This window comes from Paraliobacillus sp. PM-2 (assembly GCF_001368815.1).
Lineage (GTDB): Bacteria > Bacillota > Bacilli > Bacillales > Amphibacillaceae > Paraliobacillus.
The window spans coordinates 1354193-1376573 of sequence record NZ_CTEI01000001.1; the positions used below are offsets into that span (position 1 = coordinate 1354193).

General features: G+C 33.0%; 25 protein-coding genes. 5 read left to right on the forward strand and 20 right to left on the reverse strand.

What is annotated here, in order from left to right:
• Positions 1 to 23: 23 nt before the first annotated feature.
• Positions 24 to 956: a cytochrome aa3 quinol oxidase subunit II gene (gene qoxA / locus BN1058_RS06550; protein ID WP_255307013.1), complete on the reverse strand. Its 933-nt coding sequence runs from the start codon at positions 954 to 956 to the stop codon at positions 24 to 26.
• Between the two features lie 279 nt (positions 957 to 1235).
• A complete protein-coding gene (locus BN1058_RS06555; RefSeq protein WP_090854601.1) occupies positions 1236 to 2258 on the reverse strand; it encodes a metal ABC transporter solute-binding protein, Zn/Mn family in 1023 nt (340 codons plus the stop codon).
• A 239-nt stretch (positions 2259 to 2497) separates the two neighbouring features.
• Between BN1058_RS06555 and BN1058_RS06560 the strand changes: the two genes are divergently transcribed.
• Complete coding sequence (locus tag BN1058_RS06560) at positions 2498 to 3412, forward strand: cation diffusion facilitator family transporter (RefSeq protein ID WP_090854604.1); 915 nt, start codon at positions 2498 to 2500, stop codon at positions 3410 to 3412.
• 17 nt (positions 3413 to 3429) lie between these two features.
• A complete protein-coding gene (locus BN1058_RS06565) occupies positions 3430 to 3738 on the forward strand; it encodes an ArsR/SmtB family transcription factor (protein WP_090854607.1) in 309 nt (102 codons plus the stop codon).
• Positions 3739 to 3858: 120 nt separating this feature from the next.
• Here the strand turns inward: BN1058_RS06565 and BN1058_RS06570 are convergent, their stop codons facing one another.
• The 6 genes from BN1058_RS06570 to BN1058_RS06595 all read right to left on the reverse strand — a co-directional run bounded on the left by BN1058_RS06570 (position 3859) and on the right by BN1058_RS06595 (position 8855).
• Complete coding sequence (locus BN1058_RS06570) at positions 3859 to 5271, reverse strand: SpoVR family protein (RefSeq protein WP_090854610.1); 1413 nt, start codon at positions 5269 to 5271, stop codon at positions 3859 to 3861.
• 97 nt (positions 5272 to 5368) lie between these two features.
• Complete coding sequence (locus BN1058_RS06575; RefSeq protein ID WP_090854613.1) at positions 5369 to 5629, reverse strand: metal-sensitive transcriptional regulator; 261 nt, start codon at positions 5627 to 5629, stop codon at positions 5369 to 5371.
• 24 nt (positions 5630 to 5653) lie between these two features.
• Complete coding sequence (locus BN1058_RS06580) at positions 5654 to 6019, reverse strand: rhodanese-like domain-containing protein (RefSeq protein ID WP_090854615.1); 366 nt, start codon at positions 6017 to 6019, stop codon at positions 5654 to 5656.
• 126 nt (positions 6020 to 6145) lie between these two features.
• Positions 6146 to 7516 (reverse strand): dipeptidase, encoded by a 1371-nt coding sequence (locus BN1058_RS06585; protein WP_090854617.1) that lies wholly within the window; start codon positions 7514 to 7516, stop codon positions 6146 to 6148.
• Positions 7517 to 7597: 81 nt separating this feature from the next.
• Positions 7598 to 8065, reverse strand: a complete 468-nt coding sequence (locus BN1058_RS06590) for an S-ribosylhomocysteine lyase (protein WP_090854620.1) — start codon at positions 8063 to 8065, stop codon at positions 7598 to 7600.
• A 148-nt stretch (positions 8066 to 8213) separates the two neighbouring features.
• On the reverse strand, positions 8214 to 8855 hold the full coding sequence (locus BN1058_RS06595) for a YhcN/YlaJ family sporulation lipoprotein (protein WP_090854622.1): 642 nt from the start codon (positions 8853 to 8855) through the stop codon (positions 8214 to 8216).
• A gap of 233 nt (positions 8856 to 9088) precedes the next feature.
• Between BN1058_RS06595 and BN1058_RS06600 the strand changes: the two genes are divergently transcribed.
• Positions 9089 to 9328, forward strand: coding sequence for a YhdB family protein (locus BN1058_RS06600; protein ID WP_090854624.1), 240 nt, complete (start codon positions 9089 to 9091; stop codon positions 9326 to 9328).
• 98 nt (positions 9329 to 9426) lie between these two features.
• On the opposite strand, the gene sigI is transcribed toward BN1058_RS06600, so the two are convergent.
• Both sigI and BN1058_RS06610 read right to left on the reverse strand, forming a co-directional pair.
• The gene (gene sigI, locus BN1058_RS06605) at positions 9427 to 10173 is read right to left on the reverse strand and encodes an RNA polymerase sigma-I factor (RefSeq protein WP_090854628.1); all 747 of its coding nucleotides are present in this window, start codon (positions 10171 to 10173) and stop codon (positions 9427 to 9429) included.
• A 245-nt stretch (positions 10174 to 10418) separates the two neighbouring features.
• On the reverse strand, positions 10419 to 11231 hold the full coding sequence (locus tag BN1058_RS06610) for a S1C family serine protease (RefSeq protein WP_255307014.1): 813 nt from the start codon (positions 11229 to 11231) through the stop codon (positions 10419 to 10421).
• Between the two features lie 883 nt (positions 11232 to 12114).
• Between BN1058_RS06610 and BN1058_RS06615 the strand changes: the two genes are divergently transcribed.
• Positions 12115 to 12663, forward strand: coding sequence for a beta-class carbonic anhydrase (locus tag BN1058_RS06615; RefSeq protein WP_090854633.1), 549 nt, complete (start codon positions 12115 to 12117; stop codon positions 12661 to 12663).
• Between the two features lie 90 nt (positions 12664 to 12753).
• On the opposite strand, the gene BN1058_RS06620 is transcribed toward BN1058_RS06615, so the two are convergent.
• The 8 genes from BN1058_RS06620 to BN1058_RS06655 all read right to left on the reverse strand — a co-directional run bounded on the left by BN1058_RS06620 (position 12754) and on the right by BN1058_RS06655 (position 19514).
• A complete protein-coding gene (locus BN1058_RS06620) occupies positions 12754 to 13083 on the reverse strand; it encodes a hypothetical protein (RefSeq protein WP_090854636.1) in 330 nt (109 codons plus the stop codon).
• A 16-nt stretch (positions 13084 to 13099) separates the two neighbouring features.
• Positions 13100 to 14173, reverse strand: a complete 1074-nt coding sequence (locus BN1058_RS06625) for an undecaprenyldiphospho-muramoylpentapeptide beta-N-acetylglucosaminyltransferase (RefSeq protein ID WP_090854639.1) — start codon at positions 14171 to 14173, stop codon at positions 13100 to 13102.
• Positions 14174 to 14275: 102 nt separating this feature from the next.
• Entirely contained in the window at positions 14276 to 14764 is a 489-nt protein-coding gene (locus BN1058_RS06630) for a hypothetical protein (protein ID WP_090854643.1), read from the reverse strand.
• Positions 14765 to 14894: 130 nt separating this feature from the next.
• Complete coding sequence (locus BN1058_RS06635) at positions 14895 to 16070, reverse strand: M20 family metallopeptidase (protein WP_090854647.1); 1176 nt, start codon at positions 16068 to 16070, stop codon at positions 14895 to 14897.
• 92 nt (positions 16071 to 16162) lie between these two features.
• Positions 16163 to 16804, reverse strand: coding sequence for an ABC transporter permease (locus BN1058_RS06640; RefSeq protein ID WP_090854650.1), 642 nt, complete (start codon positions 16802 to 16804; stop codon positions 16163 to 16165).
• 25 nt (positions 16805 to 16829) lie between these two features.
• Complete coding sequence (locus BN1058_RS06645; RefSeq protein WP_090854653.1) at positions 16830 to 17741, reverse strand: ABC transporter substrate-binding protein; 912 nt, start codon at positions 17739 to 17741, stop codon at positions 16830 to 16832.
• 18 nt (positions 17742 to 17759) lie between these two features.
• Positions 17760 to 18404: an ABC transporter permease gene (locus BN1058_RS06650; protein ID WP_090854656.1), complete on the reverse strand. Its 645-nt coding sequence runs from the start codon at positions 18402 to 18404 to the stop codon at positions 17760 to 17762.
• Entirely contained in the window at positions 18405 to 19514 is a 1110-nt protein-coding gene (locus BN1058_RS06655) for an ABC transporter ATP-binding protein (protein ID WP_090854658.1), read from the reverse strand.
• Positions 19515 to 19766: 252 nt separating this feature from the next.
• Between BN1058_RS06655 and BN1058_RS06660 the strand changes: the two genes are divergently transcribed.
• Positions 19767 to 20300: a GbsR/MarR family transcriptional regulator gene (locus BN1058_RS06660; protein WP_090854661.1), complete on the forward strand. Its 534-nt coding sequence runs from the start codon at positions 19767 to 19769 to the stop codon at positions 20298 to 20300.
• A 63-nt stretch (positions 20301 to 20363) separates the two neighbouring features.
• Here BN1058_RS06660 and BN1058_RS06665 read toward each other — a convergent pair whose 3' ends face one another.
• Together BN1058_RS06665 and yhbH are read right to left on the reverse strand one after the other, a co-directional pair.
• Positions 20364 to 21089: a sirohydrochlorin chelatase gene (locus tag BN1058_RS06665; RefSeq protein WP_090854664.1), complete on the reverse strand. Its 726-nt coding sequence runs from the start codon at positions 21087 to 21089 to the stop codon at positions 20364 to 20366.
• 121 nt (positions 21090 to 21210) lie between these two features.
• A complete protein-coding gene (gene yhbH, locus BN1058_RS06670) occupies positions 21211 to 22365 on the reverse strand; it encodes a sporulation protein YhbH (protein WP_090854668.1) in 1155 nt (384 codons plus the stop codon).
• Positions 22366 to 22381: the final 16 nt, after the last annotated feature.

The following is a 22381-nucleotide window of genomic DNA, read 5'->3' on the forward strand; positions in this document are numbered from 1 at the left end:
TCTTCACCTCCGAATAAAAATTTCTATTCTTTATCCTCTGATTCGTTATCTGTTACTGAATCATTATCTGGTTGTTTGTTCTCTAGATGACCATCATAAGCCTCTGGATTAAGGTACTTTTCAGAACCTCCATGGGCATGATCGATCCATTGTAAATGTGTACCATTGTAAGTTTCTCGACCAATAACAGTAGGAGCAAGAATCTCTTCATACTGTTCTTCAGTTAATTCGTCAGCCGTATTCTTAACTTCCTCTACCCATTCATTAAAATCTTTTGTGGATTGTGCTACTACTTCAAAATCCATGTGCGCATAACCTTCTCCATTAAAGTTTGTATTACGCCCGATATATTCACCTTCACGATCAGCAACTAAATAAAGTTGTGTCTGCATGTTTGCCATCGTATATTTTTGACCACCAAGTGACGGAATCCAAAATGACTGCATGGTACCAGCCGATGTCATCTTAAAATGAATCGGACGATTTGCAGGAATGTTCATGTAGTTCACTGTTTCGATATCTTGTTCTGGATAGCTGAATATCCACTTCCAGTCTGCAGAAGTTACATGAACAACTAATGGTTCTTGGTCTTCATAGCCTTCAGGTACATTTTCTACATCTGATATTGTTATGACCGTAGGAATTGTCAATGCAATTACAATAACAACCGGTATTAAAAACCAAGTGATTTCTAATGCTTTACTACCTTCTTCATACGGTGGTTCATAATCTTTATTGTCTTTTCTTTCACGATATTTCCAAACAATAACTCCAAATAAAATAAATACCGTTATCACAATAATCGCCATAAAAATAATCGAAAAAATAATAAGATCTGTTAAATTACGTGCGACTGGACCCTGCGGATCAAATACTGTCAAGGGCTCACAGGCAGTCAAAGCTAATGTTGCTACGAATAAAATAAAAAGCTTCATCATAGAACGAACACGCTTCATTTTATTATCTCCTTTCTCTTCCAACCTATTACTATCATACTATCACTCTACAAATGACAAAAGTTATTATACTTAAATGTATGTAAAGTGTAAATACTATTTCATAACAAATACATTTTAACAATTATTATGAGATAAGTATTAAAAAAATAATAAATGTCACAAAAAGTTCATAATTAAGTCAAAAAGTATTTGTTTAACTAAAAATACCCACAAAAAGTAATTTTAAGCTAACTTACTTTTTGTGGGTATTTATTTTGTGATTTGTTTCAAGTTATTTTATTCTAACGCCTTTTTTAAAGACTTTAGATTCTTATTCATTATGGTAAAGTATGTTTCATTATTATCTATATCTTTTTGTGTCAATACTTCAAGATTATGCAAATGAAGTGCTTTTATACCTGCCTCATTTTGAATTACTGAAGCTAAACGCGATGAAACATTCTGTTCGAAAAATAAATGGTTAATTCCGTATTCCTTTACTTGCTCAAGTATCTTCTCAACTTCTTTCTGTGATGGTTCATCTGATGAGGAGAGACCAGTAATAGCTATTTGCTCTATTCCATAAGCCTTTTCCCAATATCCATACGCTGCATGCGCCACAAGAATTTCTTTCTTTTCACCATTTTTTAATGTGTCATGAAACGTTCTATCCAGTTCCGTCAGTTTATTTGCTAATTTTTGATAGTTGGCTTCTAAAGTTTTTTCTTGTTTAGGTATTTGCGTAATTAGCTCATCTTTTATCGTTTCTGCTAGTTTTATAGCTAACATAGGATCTAACCAAACATGCGGATCTATATCTCCATGATCATGTGAATCTTGTTCATGATTATTATCTGATTCAGTATCTCCATGCCCCTTCTCTTCTTCATGACTATTAGCATTTTCTGAATCGTCACTATGATGATGGCTATAGGCTAATAAATCCAACTCTGTTGCCGCTTCTATCATCCTAACATCTTCTTCTGCTAGCGCATCTTTTATTGAATCAGCGTAACTTTCTAAATTTGCCCCATTGTAAATAAAAGCATCTGCTTCAGCAATGTCCACCATCATCTTTGAAGTAGGTTCAAATGTATGGGGATCGGCACCTGCGGGTAAGATTGACGTTACGTCTACGTAAGAACCACCTATTTCCGAAGTAAAAAAAGCTAAAGGATAAATCGTAGTATAAATTTCTAATTTTTCTTCGTTCAATGTATTACTATCATTTTGTGTTGCTTCTTGTTCATTACAAGCAGTAACAAATAGCAAACTTAGCAAGCTGCTAATAAGCAATAAAAATGCTTTGGTTTTTTTCATCTCATTCTCTCCCTACATAATCAACTAAAAGTATTATATAGGAATGATTACGTTTTGTAAATAGTAATAATTACGTTTTACCTTTGTTTTTATTATTTTTTTGTATCATTAAATAAAGAATAATGATTCGATTAGAGCCTATAATAACAATAACCAATATAAATATATCTTACGCATTGAAAAATATTTTTATATATTATAATATGAATACGTGAACATATGAATTGGAGTGATTTGTTATGGGACACAATCATGGGCATTCACATGACCACCATCATACACATCAGGCAAATAAAAAAGCTTTATTATTAAGTTTTCTATTGATTGCTGGATTTATGGTGGTTGAAGTCATTGGTGGATTAATGACAAATAGTCTTGCTTTATTGTCTGATGCAGGACATATGCTTAGTGACGCAGCAGCACTAGGACTAAGTTTGCTTGCCTTTAAATTTGGAGAGAAAGCTGCTTCATCTACTAAAACATATGGCTATAAACGCTTTGAAATATTAGCCGCTTTCTTAAATGGAATAACACTTCTTGTCATCTCTCTCTACATTTTTTGGGAAGCTTATAACCGATTTTTAGAACCACCTAAAGTTAATGGCATGATGATGATTATTGCAATTATCGGTTTCTTGGTAAATGTTTTAGTTGCCTGGATTCTTATGCGTGGTGATACGAAAGAAAATTTAAATCTTCGTAGTGCTCTATTACACGTACTTGGTGATTTATTAGGTTCTGTTGGAGCAATTGTTGCTGGCATATTCATTCTTTTATTTAACTGGAATATCGCTGATCCTATTGCTAGTGTGATTGTTGCAATTTTAATCTTAATAAGTGGTTGGCGTATTACTCGTGACTCTATTCATGTATTAATGGAAGGTATACCAAGTAATATTGATATGGAAAAAGTAGAGCAACAGTTGATCAATTTAGAAGGGGTAAAACAAATACATGATTTACATGTGTGGTCAATCACATCAGATTTCCCCGCTTTAAGTTGCCATTTAATTGTAGAACAGGGAATCAACCGAGATAAATTACTACAAGAAGCTTCAACAGTGCTACACAAACAGTTCGATTTAAAACATACCACTATTCAAATCGAAGGAGAAGGAACGAAAATTATAGATCATGAAAATTGTTGTAATTAGAAAAAGAGGTATCAAAAATGGATAAAAAAAATTACCAGCCGATTGATGAAGAAACACTATTTGTTGTATCTCAAACATTTAAAGCACTTTCTGATCCTACAAGAATCCGAATTTTACACTTATTATTTAAAAAAGAATGTTCCGTTACAGAAATCTCTAATAGTTTAGAACTTAAACAATCAAATGTTTCCCACCAATTGAGGTTTTTAAAACAATTACGATTAGTGAAATATAGACGTGAAGGAAAAACACTATTCTATTCTCATGATGATGAACATGTTATTAATATGCTTCAGCAAACCATTCATCACGCTAGACATCATTAGATCAGACAAAATAAACTGCTCATATAAATATCCGAACGATTATGAACTACCCTTCAAGTTAAAACCTTTGTTCTAACCTTGTAAGGCCACTTATTGATTCAAATTCGTTCGGATATTTTCTTATATTTCTTTTTTTATTACTCTATTTCCATTATACATAAACATTATAGGGACATTTTCAATAACCGTTTCTAAATAAACATTTCTTCCCCATAGTTGGTATATATATGGTAAAGTCTTTTCTAAATAGCGTAAATCTAATTCAACACCTTCATAATGGTGCAATAAATATAATTCTCCATTATTTTGATAATCGCCATTTTGAACAGTTAAGTAAGGAAAACCACCGTTGACACGCATATTAATTAGTTGATCACGAACATGCTCCCAATTTTTATCAACAATTTTGTAGTCTGCTCCTTGCTTTTGAAATAAATATAAATCTTCTCGCTCAACAAATTCCTTGGTTAAATAATTTCTTAAAAAAGATATATCTGATTCAGTTTCTCTAACTTCAAAAATTTTTTCGCGCCCTGAGTGAGGGGGAACACCCATTTTTTTCATTTCTTCTGTAGGATGATTAAACCTTTCTTCAATATCTTCAAACAATTTTACTCCTAAATAGTATGGATTAATTTTTGTCTTTGATGGTTGCACAACACTTGCATTTAATGAAGCGAATTCTATTGCTTCGTCACTTTCTAAATTCATTTCTCGTAAAATACGTTGATGCCAATATGATGCCCAACCTTCGTTCATTATTTTTGTTTCTAATTGTGGCCAAAAATACAGCATTTCTGCACGCATCATGGTCAATATATCTCTTTGCCAATCTTCTAACTCTCTACTATTTGCTTCGATAAATAATAACAGGTCTTTTTCAGGTTGGGTTGGAAATACTTTTGATTTTTTTGACGGTGCTTTTTTTCGGTCTGGATTTTGCTCATCTAAGGACCAAAGATCATCATATTTGGTCGGTTGCTGATCAGAAGTCTGCTCTAATTCAACGTGCTGATTGTTGGAGGAATGTTTTACAAGTGAATAGTCAATATGCTCTTGAATGGCTAAGACCGCATCTAAAAAATTTTCAACTTTTTGTTTTCCATGTTTTTTTTCATAGGATGAAATACGTTCCGCTGTAGCAGACATACTTTCCACCATATCTCTTTGTGTCTTACTAAAACGTGCATTATTCTTGAAAAAATCACAATGTGCTAATACATGAGCAACAATTAATTTGTTTTGAATTAAACTATTTGATTGCAGAAGAAATGCATAACATGGATTAGAATTAATGACAAGTTCATAAATTTTACTTAGTCCCAAATCATATTGCAGTTTCATCAAATGAAATTGTTTTCCAAAACTCCAGTGGGAAAATCGCGAGGGCATGCCATAGGCACCAAATGTATAAATGATTTCTGGTGGGCAAATTTCATAGCGCATAGGAAAAAAATCAAGTCCAAATCCCTTAGCAATTTCAGTGATCTCTTCAATCGCATATCGTAAATGCTTAAGATCTTCTTGCTTCATTCGATTCACCTCATTTTCTGAATTAATTTCAGTATATGACAAGCTCATTCGAATGATGAAAAGGATTAGACTTGATTATTTTAGGATACTATTACATTTATCTACTTTTTACCAAGAGATTTACTGCCTCATTAACATATTCTGCAGTATCTTCTCCTTCATCTTCTGCACGTTTCACACATGCAACTAAATTTGAGCTAACAACAACTCCCATTGTGCGATCCATAGCAGTTCGTACAGCAGACATTTGGGTAATCACATCTTTACAATCATCCCCGTCTTCCATCATCTTTAAAATCCCACGAAGTTGCCCTTCCATACGTTTCACTCTATTTTTCATTTGTTGTGTGTATTCCATTAATTAAACCTCCTTTATGCTAAATTATGCTACTCTTTTAGATCTTTTTTCACAGTCACAACTCGTAATTGTATAGCCCATGATTTGAAATCCTTTTTGCTTAAGCATTCGTGCAGCTAAATTTCTCTCTATTTTATCTGACGCGATTAAATAAATTTGTTTCGAAGGAATTTCATTATGATGTCTTCTCAAATAAGCAATAGGCAATAAGACAGAATCAGTTACTGTATTCTTTGCAGATGTATTGTAATCTCTAATATCTAATTTAACTTTTTTTGTTACTTTACTTAATTGATTCATATCCATACAAGGTATACCTTTGATTGGGTAATAACGCACATAAATCATATAAATAATTGTAGCTAGTAACACAAATATAACAAAGGACATAGGATACCTCCAAACTAAATCTATACATGTATATTTTATACCCGTTGTGGTATATAGTCAACTGAAAAGTATAGGCTAACTATCCTATGCTCGTTATTTATTTATCGCTACTATAAAAACCAACTATCAATTATTCTTTAAAGCATCCCAATAATAAACAAGTGTTTGCATTCCTTTTTGATAATTTTCTAAAGGAAAACTCTCATTAGGTGAATGCAGTCGATCATTTGGCGTTCCAAACCCTAGTAAAACGATTGGCATATTATAAATTGCATCAATCCATTCAACTACTGGAATAGATCCACCCATACGAACATAAACGGTTTCTTTTCCAAATGCTTTGGTATAACTATCTGCAGCTTTTTTTATCAAAGGATGCGTAGGATCAACTTTGTATGCCTTTGCCGATAATGGTTCTTTCTTTATGTCTACCGTTACACCTTTTGGGGTATGTTCTTCTATGTGCTTAATTAACAGATCTTGAATATGTGCGGGTTCTTGTCCTGGTACGAGTCGACAAGTCAATTTGGCTGTTGCAGATGATGGTATAATTGTTTTTGTTCCTTCCCCTTGATACCCACTATACATACCGTTAACTTCTAATGTAGGACGAGCCATCGTATGTTCCTTTGCTGTATACCCATTTTCTGAGGCGGTTTCTTTGATACCAGTAGTTGCTTTATAGTCTTCCCCCGGTACATTCTTTATCAAATTACGTTCGGTTTGGCTCAAAGGTTCTACTTGATCATAAAATCCGTTAATTTGAACCACTTCGTCTTGATCTTTCAATGAGGCTAACACATGTGCCATTGCAATTGCAGGGTTCCGCACTGCTCCGCCATACATACCAGAATGCAAATCAATGGATGGCCCATGCAATGTGAACTCTAAGCCCGTAAAACCTTTAAGCCCATAAAGAATAGTTGGTTGTTCTTCCGCAACCATTCCTGAATCAGATATAACAGCAAAGTCTGCATTAAACTGCTCTTTTTTATCTTTAAGTATTTTGTATAAATGTTCACTACCTATTTCTTCTTCTCCTTCTATACAAACCTTTACATTAATCGGTAATTTCCCTTCTGTTTGCATAAAAGCTTCAAATACCGCAAGATGCATAAATACTTGTCCTTTATCGTCACTAGCTCCTCTTGCATATAATCGTCCATTTCGTTGCTCTGGTTTAAATGGCTCACTATCCCATAATTCTAACGGATCCGCTGGTTGAACATCATAATGTCCGTAAAATAAAACAGTAGGAGCATCACTTCCAGCACCAAGCCACTCACCATATACAAGTGGATGACCCCCTGTTGATTGAATTTCCACATGTTCAAATCCTATATTATCTAAATATTTTTTTACAAAATTAGCCGCTTTTTTTACATCTTCTTTATTTGCTGGATTGGTACTCACACTTGGAATGGATAAGAAATCATATAATGCTCGTAATTGTTGTTCGTTATGTTCCTCTAAATACGTTATCACTTTCTCCGTCAAAACCTTTCACCTGTCCTTCTCACAATATAATCTTTATTTTAAGAAAAAAAGAGCAGAATAATACTGCTCTTTTTTAAAAACTTATTCAGCAAAAACAATATGCCATTTGTCTTTATTGTTGAGCATGTTGGTTGCGATTTGCTTTGCTCCATCAAGACTATGATTAGCAGCCCAACCACATTGTACTTCATTGCATGCTGGTACTTCTTCCGCCTCTAACACATCGTTAAGTGTACTGTTTAACGCATTTATAATCGCATCATAACTATCATTGTTTAATATTTGCAAATAAAAACCAGTCTGACATCCCATTGGCCCTACATCTAAGATATTATCAATATGATTACGAATATTCTCTGCCATTAAATGTTCGATGGAATGAAGCCCAGGCATATCCATATGCTCTTTATTCGGTTGACAAAAACGCACATCATATTTATATACTTTATCACCATGCTGTCCTGTTGTAACACCCACTAAGCGCACATAAGGAGCTTGCACTTTTGTATGATCTAAATTAAAGCTCTCTACATTCATTTGTTCTGCCATAAATCTCTTCCCCTTTACCTTAAAATCTGTAACCGTACGATCATGTACATCATTCACATGCATATACTATTAAGATAACACACTTTCCCATTTGCTAAAAGCATAAGAAAAAACGAAAGCGACTGTTTGGAGACAGCCGCTTCCTTAATTATTGTTGTGCTCGTGGAAAAATGCGTTGAATCATTTCTCCCATTTGATCAAAAAAGCCTTCTACTGGTTCGCCATTTGCCATGTCATCTGCATAATTTGTCGTTAAATTTACAAAATCAGGGTTTGTAGAAACGTATACATAATCAACATCATACTCTTCTTGCTTGACTACTTCAGCTATTTGTTTTTTTACCGATTTGGTAACTTTTGAGTTACCATTGTTATTTCCTTGATCTAATTCAGCAGCAACATATGCATTATTACCCATTTTCAATACATATGCTTGATCAATTTGATCAATTTTTTCTGTAATTTGTTGTGCCGCCTTCTCTGACACATCATAATTCTGATTGTTTTGATTACGATTTTGTTCGCCACTTTGCCTGTTATCGTAATTAATCTCGTCAGCAGTTAAGTCTTGACCTCTTTGATAGGTCCCATCATAAGTGTTATTTCTATTCCTATTTATCTGGCCATAACCGCCTTCTCCACCTCGCATGGGAGCTTGCAATGAGCCTTCATTTCTAATTGGTTCAATATTATTTGCATTACGTTGCCCTTCTGCGTTCTCATCTGTATTACCACAAGCAGTTATTGTAAGCAAAGCAAAAGCTGTAACAGTGATTTTCTTCCAATTCATTTTGTACTCCTCCTTTTCTAGAGTCAAACTTATTATGATAAAAAATAAGCTGTTTTATACAAGTAAAAAAATGAAAAAAACACGTATTACAGCTTACACGCATAGGATTTAACAAATGGAAAACATACCAATAATGTATTTGCTTAATTCCTTTTTATATTAGCCATAATAAATTTGAATCCTTTTATGATTGTTCTAACTTTTGGAGTTAACTTTGAAAGAAGGGATTTAAAATGGATATTCCTGATTATGACAAAGCATTGTATTTCACACTCTGGGGCCAATGGGACGACTTATTAATACTGATGGTTCGAACAAACGATGATTTACTTTCAAAAAAAATAGAAACATTTCTCCATGCTTTTCATTACAGTCGTAGCGAAAAGCAAATAATGTCGAGCCATGATTCCCTACTTCACTATATAGATCATGCAATGGGACAGACACCAATCGACACAATAAATCTTTTTTAGGAGATAAAACCCGAACGGTTATTCATCACTTCAATTGAATAACCGTTCGGGCTGTTAATTTTTTAATGTCGTTTTACGAATAATACACACATACATGTTTAGGTTGAAAAGTTCAAATCAACTTGCTCCTTAATAAATTCTTGTAAATAAAAAAATTCACCATCTAACATAATAAAAATGGCTAAAATATATTTTCTATTGCGTTCTAATGTTTTTTTACTAACTTCCACTTTTTTAGCTAATTCTTTCATTGGAAGTTTTTTTTTCTTCTGAACGAAGGCGCGCATTTCTACGTCTTTATACAATAGATAAGCAATACCAATAGCATTTTTTCTAGCGTCTTTGTGTTTAGGTGAGACGTTAACTAATTCTTTCATTGACAATTGATAAGATTGCAGCTGTTTTGACAACAATAAGATTTCTTGCCTTCTATTCCAATTGTCTTGTTGTACTTGATACGCTTTATTTGCCGCAGCAATTTCCAGTGGGTTTATTGACTTTTCTTGTTCATACACTTTATCTAAGGAAATAACAACAGAGTTTGTCTTCTCTTTTCTTATATAATCAATTGTCTTACGCTTAATTACTAAACGAGCAAAGGATAGAAAAGAACTTCCTTTATCCTTTGAATAACAATTTATCGCCTCGTAAAATGCAAATAATCCAATACTAAATTCATCATCCTTTGTAGGGTCAATATACCTTTTACAAACTTCTGAAACACACTTTGCTATATACGGTTTATATGCTTGTAATAATTCATTTTGCAATGCACGATTTCCTAATTGTACTTCGTAAACTATATTTTCTAGAGAATCCATTTCGATAGCTAATTGGTTTCCCATTTATTTCACCACCAATTCGAGCCATTATATTCTATTCATTTCATGTAGCTATTTGTCTGATACGATCAACTATTATCATTTTATCGTGTATAATACATATTACAAGACATTGAGCATTGAATCTATCACAAACACTTAACAATTTCTTAAAAAGAAATATCAAAATTTAGTTCTTTTTACCTGTTTTTTGACATGTTTGAAAAAATAGATACAAAAAAACACACATTAGTTCATGTGTGTTTACCTTACGTATTACTATCAATAAATTGGTAGTAATAATCAATTGGTACTGCTAACCCCACTTTACCATACGAATGATGATTAATAGTTGCAAAAATAACTCCGATCACTTTTCCATCTTGAATCACTGGACTTCCACTATTTCCTCTATAAACAGGTGCACGCAACATTAATACCTCTTTATCCCAACCATCTAAAGTTGTATAACCAATTATTTCACCTTGATTTGCAATTCCATTAAATCTAAGTGGATTACCAATAAAATAAATAGGTTCATTTTTTTCAAATACTGTACTTTGTGCTAAAGATAAATATGGCAAATCAACGTCATTCACTTGTAATACCGCTAAATCAACCGAAGCATCTTCTGCAATGATTTCTGCTTCAAATAAACCTAATTCAGGAAAAGCGACAGAAATATGTTTGCTGTCCTCAACCACATGATGATTTGTAATAATGATGCCATTTGGTGATATAGAGAAACCTGTACCTTTGCTATCACCTGTTTCAATAACGACTACCGCTTCTTTATACTCGCTAATTGTAGAATCAGTAGATAACTTTGCTGAAGTAATTAAAAAATCAACAGCTGGAATTGAAAATGTTCTTGGCAAAATAGCAATCACATTTAATGATAAAGTAATAATAATGGACCAAAGAATCCATCTTGGATAACGCCGATTCATCTTTTCTCGATCTTCTTTTGTATTTGTTCTGTTCACACGTTCTTTTTCAAAAATATCAAGTAATTCCTCTTCATCCAATTCTTCGTATAAATCATCATCAATCATATCATTATCTTTTCTTTTGTCGCTCACTATCACACCTCTGATAAAAATTTCGTCATAAATGTATTTTAACATACTACAAAATCCTGGTAGTAAAAATGAATTTTACAAGATTCGACTTATTTCCCGGGAAATAATAAGCTACCCACTATCTTTCCATTTTTTGTTTAATAATGCAAATAACCAATTAGTAAATTCCATATTTATTTCCTCCTATTATTTATTTTCGACAAATGATGAATATAATTTGATCAATATGAAAACTATTTTCTTTTTTTTCTATTAGACAGATAAAGGTGTACCGTCTAAATAAGCGCTCACAAATAAAATCAACTTTATTTTGAACAAATCGCACAAAATCACCTACTCTATTTGTTTTTCATCTTCAACCACCATCACCTTTTACTATTTCTCCGTGCTGTACTAAAATAAAACGCAACATATTCACACAACTCCTTTCATATTTTTCAAAAAATATATTATTATCTAGCCCATAAGCTAGATGATAATTAACAACTTAAGCTTTCGGTCTTTCCTATTTTGGAATTAACAGAAATAAAAAAACGCATACATCCGAAGACGTATACGTTAATGAACATAAAATGGGTCACGGATTAAATTACGTGACCCATCAATATATGAAATAATAAAGTATATTATTCTTTATGCAAATATGGAAGAAGTCACGACAAATATTAAATTAATTGTAAATGTTTTTACACAACGATTCATTTTCGTAACCTCCTTCTTTTAATCACTATATATTATAATTGTATGTTAGATTATAGTCAATGAAATTTCTAAAAATTCACAAAGAAAGAAAAAAGTCATTATTCAATAATTTTAAGAGAAATAACTTGATAAAATCATTTGTTTTCGTCTACCATTATATTATGAAAGGGGATGGGATAGTATGTTGTTAGAAAATATACTTCAGTTTAATCACAAATTTGTAGAAAATGAAGATTACAAACCATATGAAACAGATGTTGTGCCAAATAAACGAGCAGTAATATTCACTTGTATGGACACACGCCTTGTTGAACTGTTGCCAAAAGCATTAAATTTACAAAATGGCGATGTAAAAATGGTTAAAAATGCAGGTGCAATACTAACCAACCAATACGATAGTGCAATGAAATCGATACTTGTCGCCATACATGCACTTCAAGCGGAAGAGGTTTTTGTTATTGCACATCACAATTGTGGTATGAATCATCTAGATACCGATCACTTGATTGAACAAATGAAAATACAAGGAATTACAGAGGAGCAAATAAATGCATTCGACTCCAATGCTAAAGATTGGCTAAAAGGTTTCGAATCAGTTGAAGAATCTGTAAAACAATCCATTTCTGTTATTGAAAATCACCCATTACTACCAGGAGATATTCCTGTTCATGGATTAGTTATTGACCCTTATACCGGTAAATTAGACTTGGTGACAAATGGATATAATTAAAAAGGTGGAGCAGTTGCTCCACCTTTTTAATTAAACCTATAAAACCGATTGTACTTTTACCATAAAACAAATATATTTGATTTCAAAATTTTATTTAGGTATCTTTTTTTCATATAACAAAAATGCTGTAATATGAATCATCACATTATATAAAGAGATAACACCAATTAATTCGCCACCTAATCCTAAAGAATCTGTTAATAAAAACCAAAGTGTTAATCCCAATAGTAAAATAAAACGAATATTACCAACTGTTCCATTGATCAGAGTCCAAAAACTCCAGATTGTTTTTGTCTCTTGCTCTACTTTTTGATAGCAAACAAAATGATAGGGGCGAATACGGAACATATTACTTACGGTAACTAGTTGATCTCGCTTTTCTATGGGTTTATGACAATATGGACAGATAACCGTCTTCATCTTTTAAACTCCTTAATTATTTCTTTGCCGTTTGCTTTATTATTTTAATAACCTTTTCTTTTGCTTCTATACTTTTATACTTCTGCATTTTCTTTTTCAATGTAGCTGATTCTTCACGTAATTGATCTAAGGCAGTTACTAATGTGTCACCAGTTAATTGTTCTTCTTCTAATACATGTGCATATCCTTGTTTTTGGAACGAAGAAGCATTTAAAATCTGATCACCACGACTAGCTTTTCTAGATAAGGGAATTAAGAGCATTGGTTTTTTTAAAGCTAAAAACTCAAAAATTGCATTTGCACCGGCACGTGAAAGCACATAATCAGTTGCATGCAATAAATCAGGTAATTCTTCGTTCACATATTCAAATTGTGTGTAATTCTTATGTTTAATGGTTTCATCAAGATTATTCTTTCCACAAATATGAATGATTTCAAATTGATTAACTAACTCGTCTAACTGTTCTCTTACAACTTCATTAATACGTCTAGCTCCAGCACTACCACCCATAATCAGAAGTACAGGCTTGTCACCTGAAAGTTTTGCATAAGCTAGACCTTTTTGTTTATTACCTTGTAACAACTCACTGCGAACTACTGCTCCAATCCATTTCGCTTTATTATCTGAAATAGAATGTAGTGTTTCTGGAAAAGTTGCTAAAACTTTTTTTGCAAATGGCATTGCTAGCTTATTTGCCAAGCCAGGTGTAATATCAGATTCATGAATAACAGCCGGTATGCCGCGCATACGAGCAGCGATTAAAACAGGTACAGAAACAAAGCCACCTTTTGAAAATACAACCTGAGGCTTTATTTCACCTAAAATACGAAAAGACTGAGCAATCCCTTTCATCACTTTAAATGGATCCTTAAAATTTTCTTTTGACATATACCTTCTAAGCTTGCCAGTAGAAACAGAGTGATAAGTGACACCTGGAATATTTTCAATTAGTTCTCTTTCAATCCCAGTTTTTGATCCTATATAATCTATTTGCCATCCTTCTTCTTTAAAAGTAGGTATAATAGCTAAATTGACCATCACATGTCCTGCTGTTCCTCCACCTGTTAATACAATACGTTTTTCACTCATGGTATTTAATCCTCTCTTGTACACAACTCTTCAATATCATACAGAAAATTTTAGCATAGATAGGCTTGGTTTTGAAACAAATCCATCCATATGATCGAAAATTCATATTGCTTGAGCGACTTTAATTAAATCTTCTTTTGTTACCATCTCAGCAATTTCATCATTATTCATGTTAGAACGAAAAATTAAGGAGTAAGAAATATTTTCTTTTTCCCAATATAGAGATTTAGCAAAGCGATTATCGGCATAATTTCCTTTTACATGCTTATCAATTTGTACTTCTTTTCCATTTATTGATAAGTCAAAAGATCCTTCCGTTGCCTGAAATGTTAAGATATTATTTTCCTTCGTATAAAAGCTAACATCCATTGCCTCTTTCTCGGTCCCTTCTAGAAAAAATCGATCAGTAACTAAAAATTCTACATTTATTGGTAGAAAGGGTGGAATAATTGGATTAAAACTTAACTGATTGATCATCTCATTAATTTCTGTATGGTCATAGCTATAAAACCCCTCTGGAGGATTTACTTGTTGCACACAACCAACTAACAATGACAATATAATTACGAGTAATATTTTATATTGTTGCAAAGGGACACCTCCTAATTACCATATGAAATAAATATCATAATGTACACATAATAGACGTTTTTATTAAACCATTCGTTTCAAAAAAAGACTTTTCTGTCGGCAAAACAACAAAAAAGTCTTTTAAAATATATTATTTATTTAAAAAATCTAGAGCAGCTGCTGCAAGTACCTTCGCACCATTTCTTAATGCTTCTTCATCAATATCAAATTTAGGATGGTGATAAGGATAGATACATCCCTTTGATTCATTTGCTGACCCTGTAAAGAAATAGCTGCCAGGTATTTTCTTTGTGAAATAGGAAAAATCCTCTGCTCCCATGTTTGGTTCCATTTTTTGAATATTTTTTTCAGGAATCACATCTTTTGCAGCATTGATTAATAATTGATTCATTTCTTTATCGTTTTTAGTTGCTGGATAACCAAATTGATAATCAATCTCACAACTTGCACCAAAGGCTTTGCATGTATGTTCAGATATTTGTTTGACCCAATTAGCAACATCAAGACGTACTTGCTCATCAAATGTACGAACTGTTCCCTCTAACCGTCCTTCACCAGAGATAACATTTGCTTTTTGTCCAGCTTGAAATGCACCAATAGTTAGAACAGCTGATTTTAATGGATCTACTTTTCGACTGATGACTTGGTGTAGATTACTAACTAACTGTGCACCAATGGCAACTACATCTGTTGTATCTTGCGGAAATGCTCCGTGTCCACCTAATCCATTAATTGTTATTTCAAAATCATCTGATGCACCCAAAATATATTCGTCACTGTGCCAAATGTGCCCTACTGGAATATAATTTTCCATGTGTGTTGCAAAAATGGCATCAACACCCTCTAACGCTCCCGCTTCAATCATTGATTTAGCTCCGCCTGGATCTTCTTCTTCCGCATGTTGATGGATAAACACAATATTTCCTGCTAATTGATCTTTTTGTTGAACAAGTGCTTTTGAAATTCCAAGAGCAATTGCCGTATGAGCATCATGTCCGCAAGCATGCATGACACCTGGGTTTTTTGATTTGTACGGAACTTCATTTTCTTCCGTGATTGGTAATGCATCAAAATCCGCTCGAATAGCAACTGTTTTTCCCGGTTTGGCACCACGTAAGGTAGCTACTATACCATTTCCCCCGACATTTTCCTGTACATCAAGCCCTAATCCTCGTTGATAAGCTGCTATCTTTTTGGCTGTATTTACTTCTTTGAATGATAATTCGGGATACATATGAAATTCACGTCGTAACTGTACCATCTCATCATATAAATTATCAATGATATGAAATATCTCTTCTCTCATTCCTTCTCACTCCTCCTATTCTCTAGCCAGCAAATTTACAAAAAGATAGCTTCCATCACTAAATAGTGAAGAAAGCTAAAGTGTTGATTAAATTAAGCCATTCTTTTTTTTGTTCGATTTTCAATCTTACCTAATATTAAATCAGCAATAATAGCAAGTAATGCAGCTGGAATCGCTCCTGCATAAATCTTTATTTCTGATTGTAGACTAATCCCGGATATAATTTCTTTCCCAAAACCGCCTGCTCCAATATATGGCCCAATACAGGCAACAGCTACCGCAATAACAGAAGCAACGCGCAGACCTGCCATCAAAAATGGAATAGAGAGTGGAAATTGTACCTTTGCTAATAACTGTATAGGTGTCATTCCGATTCCTGTCCCTGCTTCTAATACACCTGGGTCTACTTCTTTTAACCCAACATATGTATTTCGAACAATAGGAAGTAAAGAATAGAAGAATAATCCAATAACCATTGTTTGAAAACCAAGTCCTAAATAAATTAATAAAATGGCCAACATCGCTAAACTTGGAATTAATTGCAAAATATTTGTTAATGACAATATGACTGGAGCAAGTTTCTCAAATTTTGCAGCGATAATACCTAAAGGAATGCCTACAAGAAGCGATAATCCGATAGCATATAAAACCATTAATATATGTTCGATACCTAGAGCCATCATGGTAGATGAATTATCTACCATGTATTGCCCCAATTCAGTTAAAAAGTTCATGTTGGATCAATCCTTTTTTTATAAATTAATCTAGCAATCCTTTTTCTTTTAGAAACTCTATTGCTACGTCTTTCGCTTCTCTTTCATTGATATCCACTTCATGAATTAGCTGTGTCATTTCTTCCGTATTAACTAATCCTACAATTGAATCTAAAATTTCACTTACTTTTGGATAATTTTCGACTATCTCATTTCTTGCTACAAGTGACCCATTATAAGGTGGGAAAAAGCTTTTATCATCTTCTAATACTTTTAAATCGTACTCAATAATCTGTGGATCTACTGTATAAGCTGTTACAACATCTAATTCTCCACTTGCAATTCCCTCATACATTAGTGATACTTCCATACCTCTAACGTCACCAAAAGAAAAATCATATGTTTTTTGGAAATTTGTATAACCATCATTTTCACGTTCAACCCAAGATGAATCAGTACCTAATGCTAAATCTTCTGCGTATGGTTCAAGATCAGAAATAGTTTCAATATTGTTTTTTTCAGCAAAGTCAGCTTTAATTGCAATTGCGTATTCATTTGTAAAACCGATAGAATCGTACCACTTCATATCATATTTTTCACCAAAAAGCTTTTGTGCCTGTTTCATTGTTTTGTCCGCATCAGTTGAATACTCTACTTCATCTTCATCAAAGTGATTATTGTATACCTCACCAGAATATAATGTAGCAAAATCAAATTCTCCACGATCAATCGAAGCCATTACTTGTGGACTTGCTTGAATATCTTCAGTCACATTTACCTCATGATCTGTTTGATCTTCTACTAAGACTTTTACTATTTGTGCCATAATTTTTGGATCAGTATATGTCTGTGCCCCATATTCTAAAACATCTCCACCATCAGCAGATTTCTCTTCTCCACATGCTGCAACAAAAACTAGTAACATAGATAACATACTTAAAAGTAAAAATTTCTTCATTATATTGTATCTCCTTTTTTATAAATTTTTAGCTAATTTTTTTTCGGTGAACCCGAACATTAAGTCAATAATTAAGGCCAACACAATAGCCATCACTGTACCTGTGAATATCATGTGCTTATCATTAAAGCCAATTCCTGCTAGAACCATATCTCCTAGACCACCTGCTCCAATTACTGCCGCTAAGGTTGTCCAACTAATAACATATACAGTAGTTACTCGAATACCCGACATAATATAAGGTATTGCAATTGGTAACTCGATTTTAAACAAGCGTTGCATTGTGTTATAACCCATTCCTCTTGCTGCTTCGACAATTCCTTGATCAATCGATTCAATCCCCGCATACGTATTTCGTAATAATGGAAGTAACGCATATAAGAATAGTGCAGTTACTGCTGGTTTAAAACCAATTCCCATAACGGGAATCAAAATAGCAAATAACGCAATGGTTGGAATTGTCTGAAAAACATTTGCTATGTTAAAGATCAAATTTTTAATTGTTTCGTTTTTCATTTTTGTCATATAAATTGCAAGTGGAATTGTTAATATAACAGCAAACAAAATGGAAACAAACGATAGAATAAGGTGCTCATATGTATAACTTAAAATCGAGTCATACTTATCTTGCCAAAATTCCAAATAATCTGTTATTAATTCCATCTATTGACCACCACGCTTATTCTCAAAATTCTCATGTAGTGTCTGCAATAATTTTTCTTGATCTAACATACCAATAAAGCGTTGATTTGATGTCACTGGAATTACTAAACGGTTATCTTGCAATACTTGCTCCGTTTTAATTGTTTCCTCATAGCTATCAATGGAATGATCCACCATTTCTTCTACTGTTTTTTGTTGATTTGCCAATGCTTGATATAAAGTTATACTACCAACATAATTTTCTTTCTCATCAACTACTGGTAAACAATCTTTCTGATTTTGAACCATTATCTCTATCGTGTCTGCGACAGAATCAGAAACAGTTACACTTGGATAAACTTCATCAATAAAGGAACGAAGTGGTGGAAGCCCTTGAGCTTGTTCCAAACGATCAGAACCAATAAATTCTTTTACAAAATCATTGACTGGATTCAGAAGAATATCATTTGGTGCACCTTGTTGTACTACTTCTCCATCTTTCATTAAGATAATCTGATCAGCTATCTTAATTGCTTCATCCATATCATGTGTCACAAAAATAATCGTTTTATTAATACTTTTTTGTAGATGAACGAGTTCATCTTGAAGCTGCTCTCTACTAATCGGATCCAAAGCACTAAACGGCTCATCCATTAAAATAGTAGAGGGTTCAGCAGCTAACGCTCGTATAACACCTATTCGTTGTTGCTGCCCACCACTTAATTCAGATGGATAACGTTTTTTATACGTTTTTGGATCTAAATCTACCATATTTAGTAGTTCATCTACTTTTTGGTTAATTCTTTGTTTATCCCATTTTAATAATTTAGGCACCGCAGCTACATTATCATAAATAGTCATATGCGGGAATAAACCAATACTTTGAATAACATATCCCATTTGTCGACGAAGCTCAATTGGGTTCATTTCTTTAATATTTTTATCGTCAATTAAAATTTCTCCGTCCGTGTGTTCAGTTAATCGATTCAATAATTTCATGGTTGTTGTCTTACCGCAACCACTTGGTCCAATTAAGACATTAATTTTTCCTTCCTCGAATGTAAGTGTAATATCTTTTAAAGCTTGGAAACCATCATCATAAATTTTGTTTATATTTTTTAATTGAATCAATGTTTTCCCCCCTTAACATAGAAATTCTTCGTTTCACACTATACATTGTACTGAAATAAAAACAGATTGAAAAACCTTGTATAAACTTTTTATTGCACAAACTTTATACAAAATAAAGTGTATGAATTGTATAAAGTGTACATACTTAAAATTCCTACCGATTACTCTAAAATGCTTTTATATATAACCTTTCTACATTTTTCCTAATTGTGATAAGCTATAATGAGTAGAAAATATAAAGTTGGTGAGTAAATGAATAGTTCAGACAGGTTGGATTTAGTTAAAAACCGAATCATTGAGCAAATTGCTGAAAATATGAAATCCTATGGGTTTCCTGGAACGATAGGCAGAGTAATAGCCATTATTTATTACGAAGGAAGAGCATTGGACTTAGATGAATTAGCAGAAAAAACAGGGATGAGCAAAACTAGGATGAGTCAAGTTTTGCGCGAAATGTCTCATTTAAATATTGCAGAGAAAGTGTTCGTAAAAGGATCTAGAAAAGACTATTACACTGTTGAAAATGATTATTATCAAACCTTTATTTCTTTATTTACATCAAACTGGAAAGAAGTCGTCGCACGCAACAAGAAAATAGAACATAGAATTATGCATGACTTAGAAGCTATCATAAATGACGCTGAAGCCAGTGGAGAATTGAAAGAAGAAGCTAAGCAATATATGATCGATTCGCAACGATCAATAGAATATTATAATTGGATTGATCGTTTAGTAGACTTCTTTGAATCACATGAGATCTTTAAACATGTACCTAAGAAGGAATAATAAATAAATACAAATACCTGTTTTACTCACAAAAAACACATTCCCAATTGGAAATGTGTTTTTTTAATAGAATTTTTCAGCTGCTGTTACTTGGTTCTTAATTAATTGTTTTATTTTGTTATTCCAATCAATTCCTTTTACTAATTCCCATTCTTTGGATGTTATTTGAACTAATTTATCCTCAACAAGCTGGGAGAACATTGTTATTGAAAAAAAGTGCGGCACTACAATAATCTTTGAATAGTCCTTAGTTTCTAATTCACTAACCTGCTCTTCTATACTAGGTTTAGCCGTTTTCAAATAAGCTGGATAAACTGGTATATCATCCAACATAGAGGTGAGCGATGTAATAAAAACATCAAACATAGTAGAAGCTTGTCTGTATCTACTTCCATGTGATACGACTAACACTACTTGTTTTGTATCTTTCTCTACAACCTTTTTAATCCTTTCATATGTATCTTCTACCAATTTATTTGCAGCATTAAACGCAGGTGCATAATAAAAAGATAAGGTTGGATATTGGTTCATTTTTTGTCTCATAATAGTCGGAATATCTTTATTAACATGAATGCCTGGTAATAAAAAAACAGGAACAACGATAAGTGTTGTTGCCCCCTCTGCTTTACATTCATCTATTATTTGCGGTAATGATGGATTGGCTTCAAGGAAAGCTAGTTTTTGTAAATCTATATCATTTACTTCTGTATTAGTATCGATTAAATCAAAAAAATGCTGATTTGTTTGTTCGAGCTTACTTCCATGAGCAACGTAAATAATAGCTTTCATACCACTTCTCCCCTGATAATTATATTTATGTTTATGTTACCACTATCATATTATTAATAAACGTTTAAATAATGCTACTAAGTGATCTCCATTCCATTTATTAACAATTACAGGAGGATACTTAACTATTTTTTAAGGCCGATTCTTTAGAGAAAAAATGTTGCATAGCGTGGTAAACATCTGATTTTCTTTTTATTATATAAGAATCAAAGTTGGGCGCTTTTAATTTCTTAAATAACTGCATTAATGTAGAATGACGTTGATATTGATTCACTTCCACATAACCAAACAAACTAGAATAATCTAATAGTTCGTTCACTAATGTCTCACATCTACGATTATCAGAAGTTAGATTATCTCCATCTGATACATGAAAAGGATAGATGTTGTATCGATTATGGTCGTACTTTTCTTTAATCATTTCGACTGCCTTTTGGTAAGCAGAAGAGCAAATAGTCCCCCCACTCTCTCCTTTTGAAAAAAACGACTCTTCATCAACGACTTTTGCTTCCGTGTGATGAGAGATAAATTCAATGGCAACTGTTTGATAATTCTCTTTTAAGAAACGTGTCATCCAAAAGAAAAAACTACGTGCGATATATTTTTCAAACTGACCCATGCTTCCACTTGTATCCATCATAGCAAGAACAACAGCTTTAGATTCGGGTTTTTCAATTGTATCCCAAGCCTTGTACCTTACATCATCTGGATAAATTGGATGAAAGGAAGGTTTACCATGCATGGCATTTCGTCGATAAGCTTGAAGTAAGGTACGTTTTTTATCAATGTTTCCTTCTAACCCCTTTTTACGAATATCATTAAACATAATATCAGTCGTCACCATATTATCCTTTTCTTTTTCCTTTAAATTCGGTAACTCTAGTTGACTAAAAAATTCCTCCTCTAATTCTTCTAATGAAATTTCTGCTTCATAATAATCCTGGCCTGGTTGACTACCTGCACCTTCTCCTGTCCCACTTTGTTGTGTTGGCTTTCCCTTTGCAACGGTATCTCCTACCTTACTATCTCCTTTACCTTGGCCTGTATGTTTATTCTTTTCTTGGTTGTAGCGAATTTTATATTCATCTAATGAGCGAATAGGAATGCGAATAACATCTTTTCCTCTGGACAAAATGATATTCTCTTCACTGATGAGATCGGGGAGTTTTTGTTTAATCACTTCTCTAATCTTGTCTTGATGCCGTTTCTGATCATCATAGCCTTTTCGATGAATGGACCAATCTTCCTCTGAAATGATATAACGATTAGAACACATATAATTCCCCCTATTA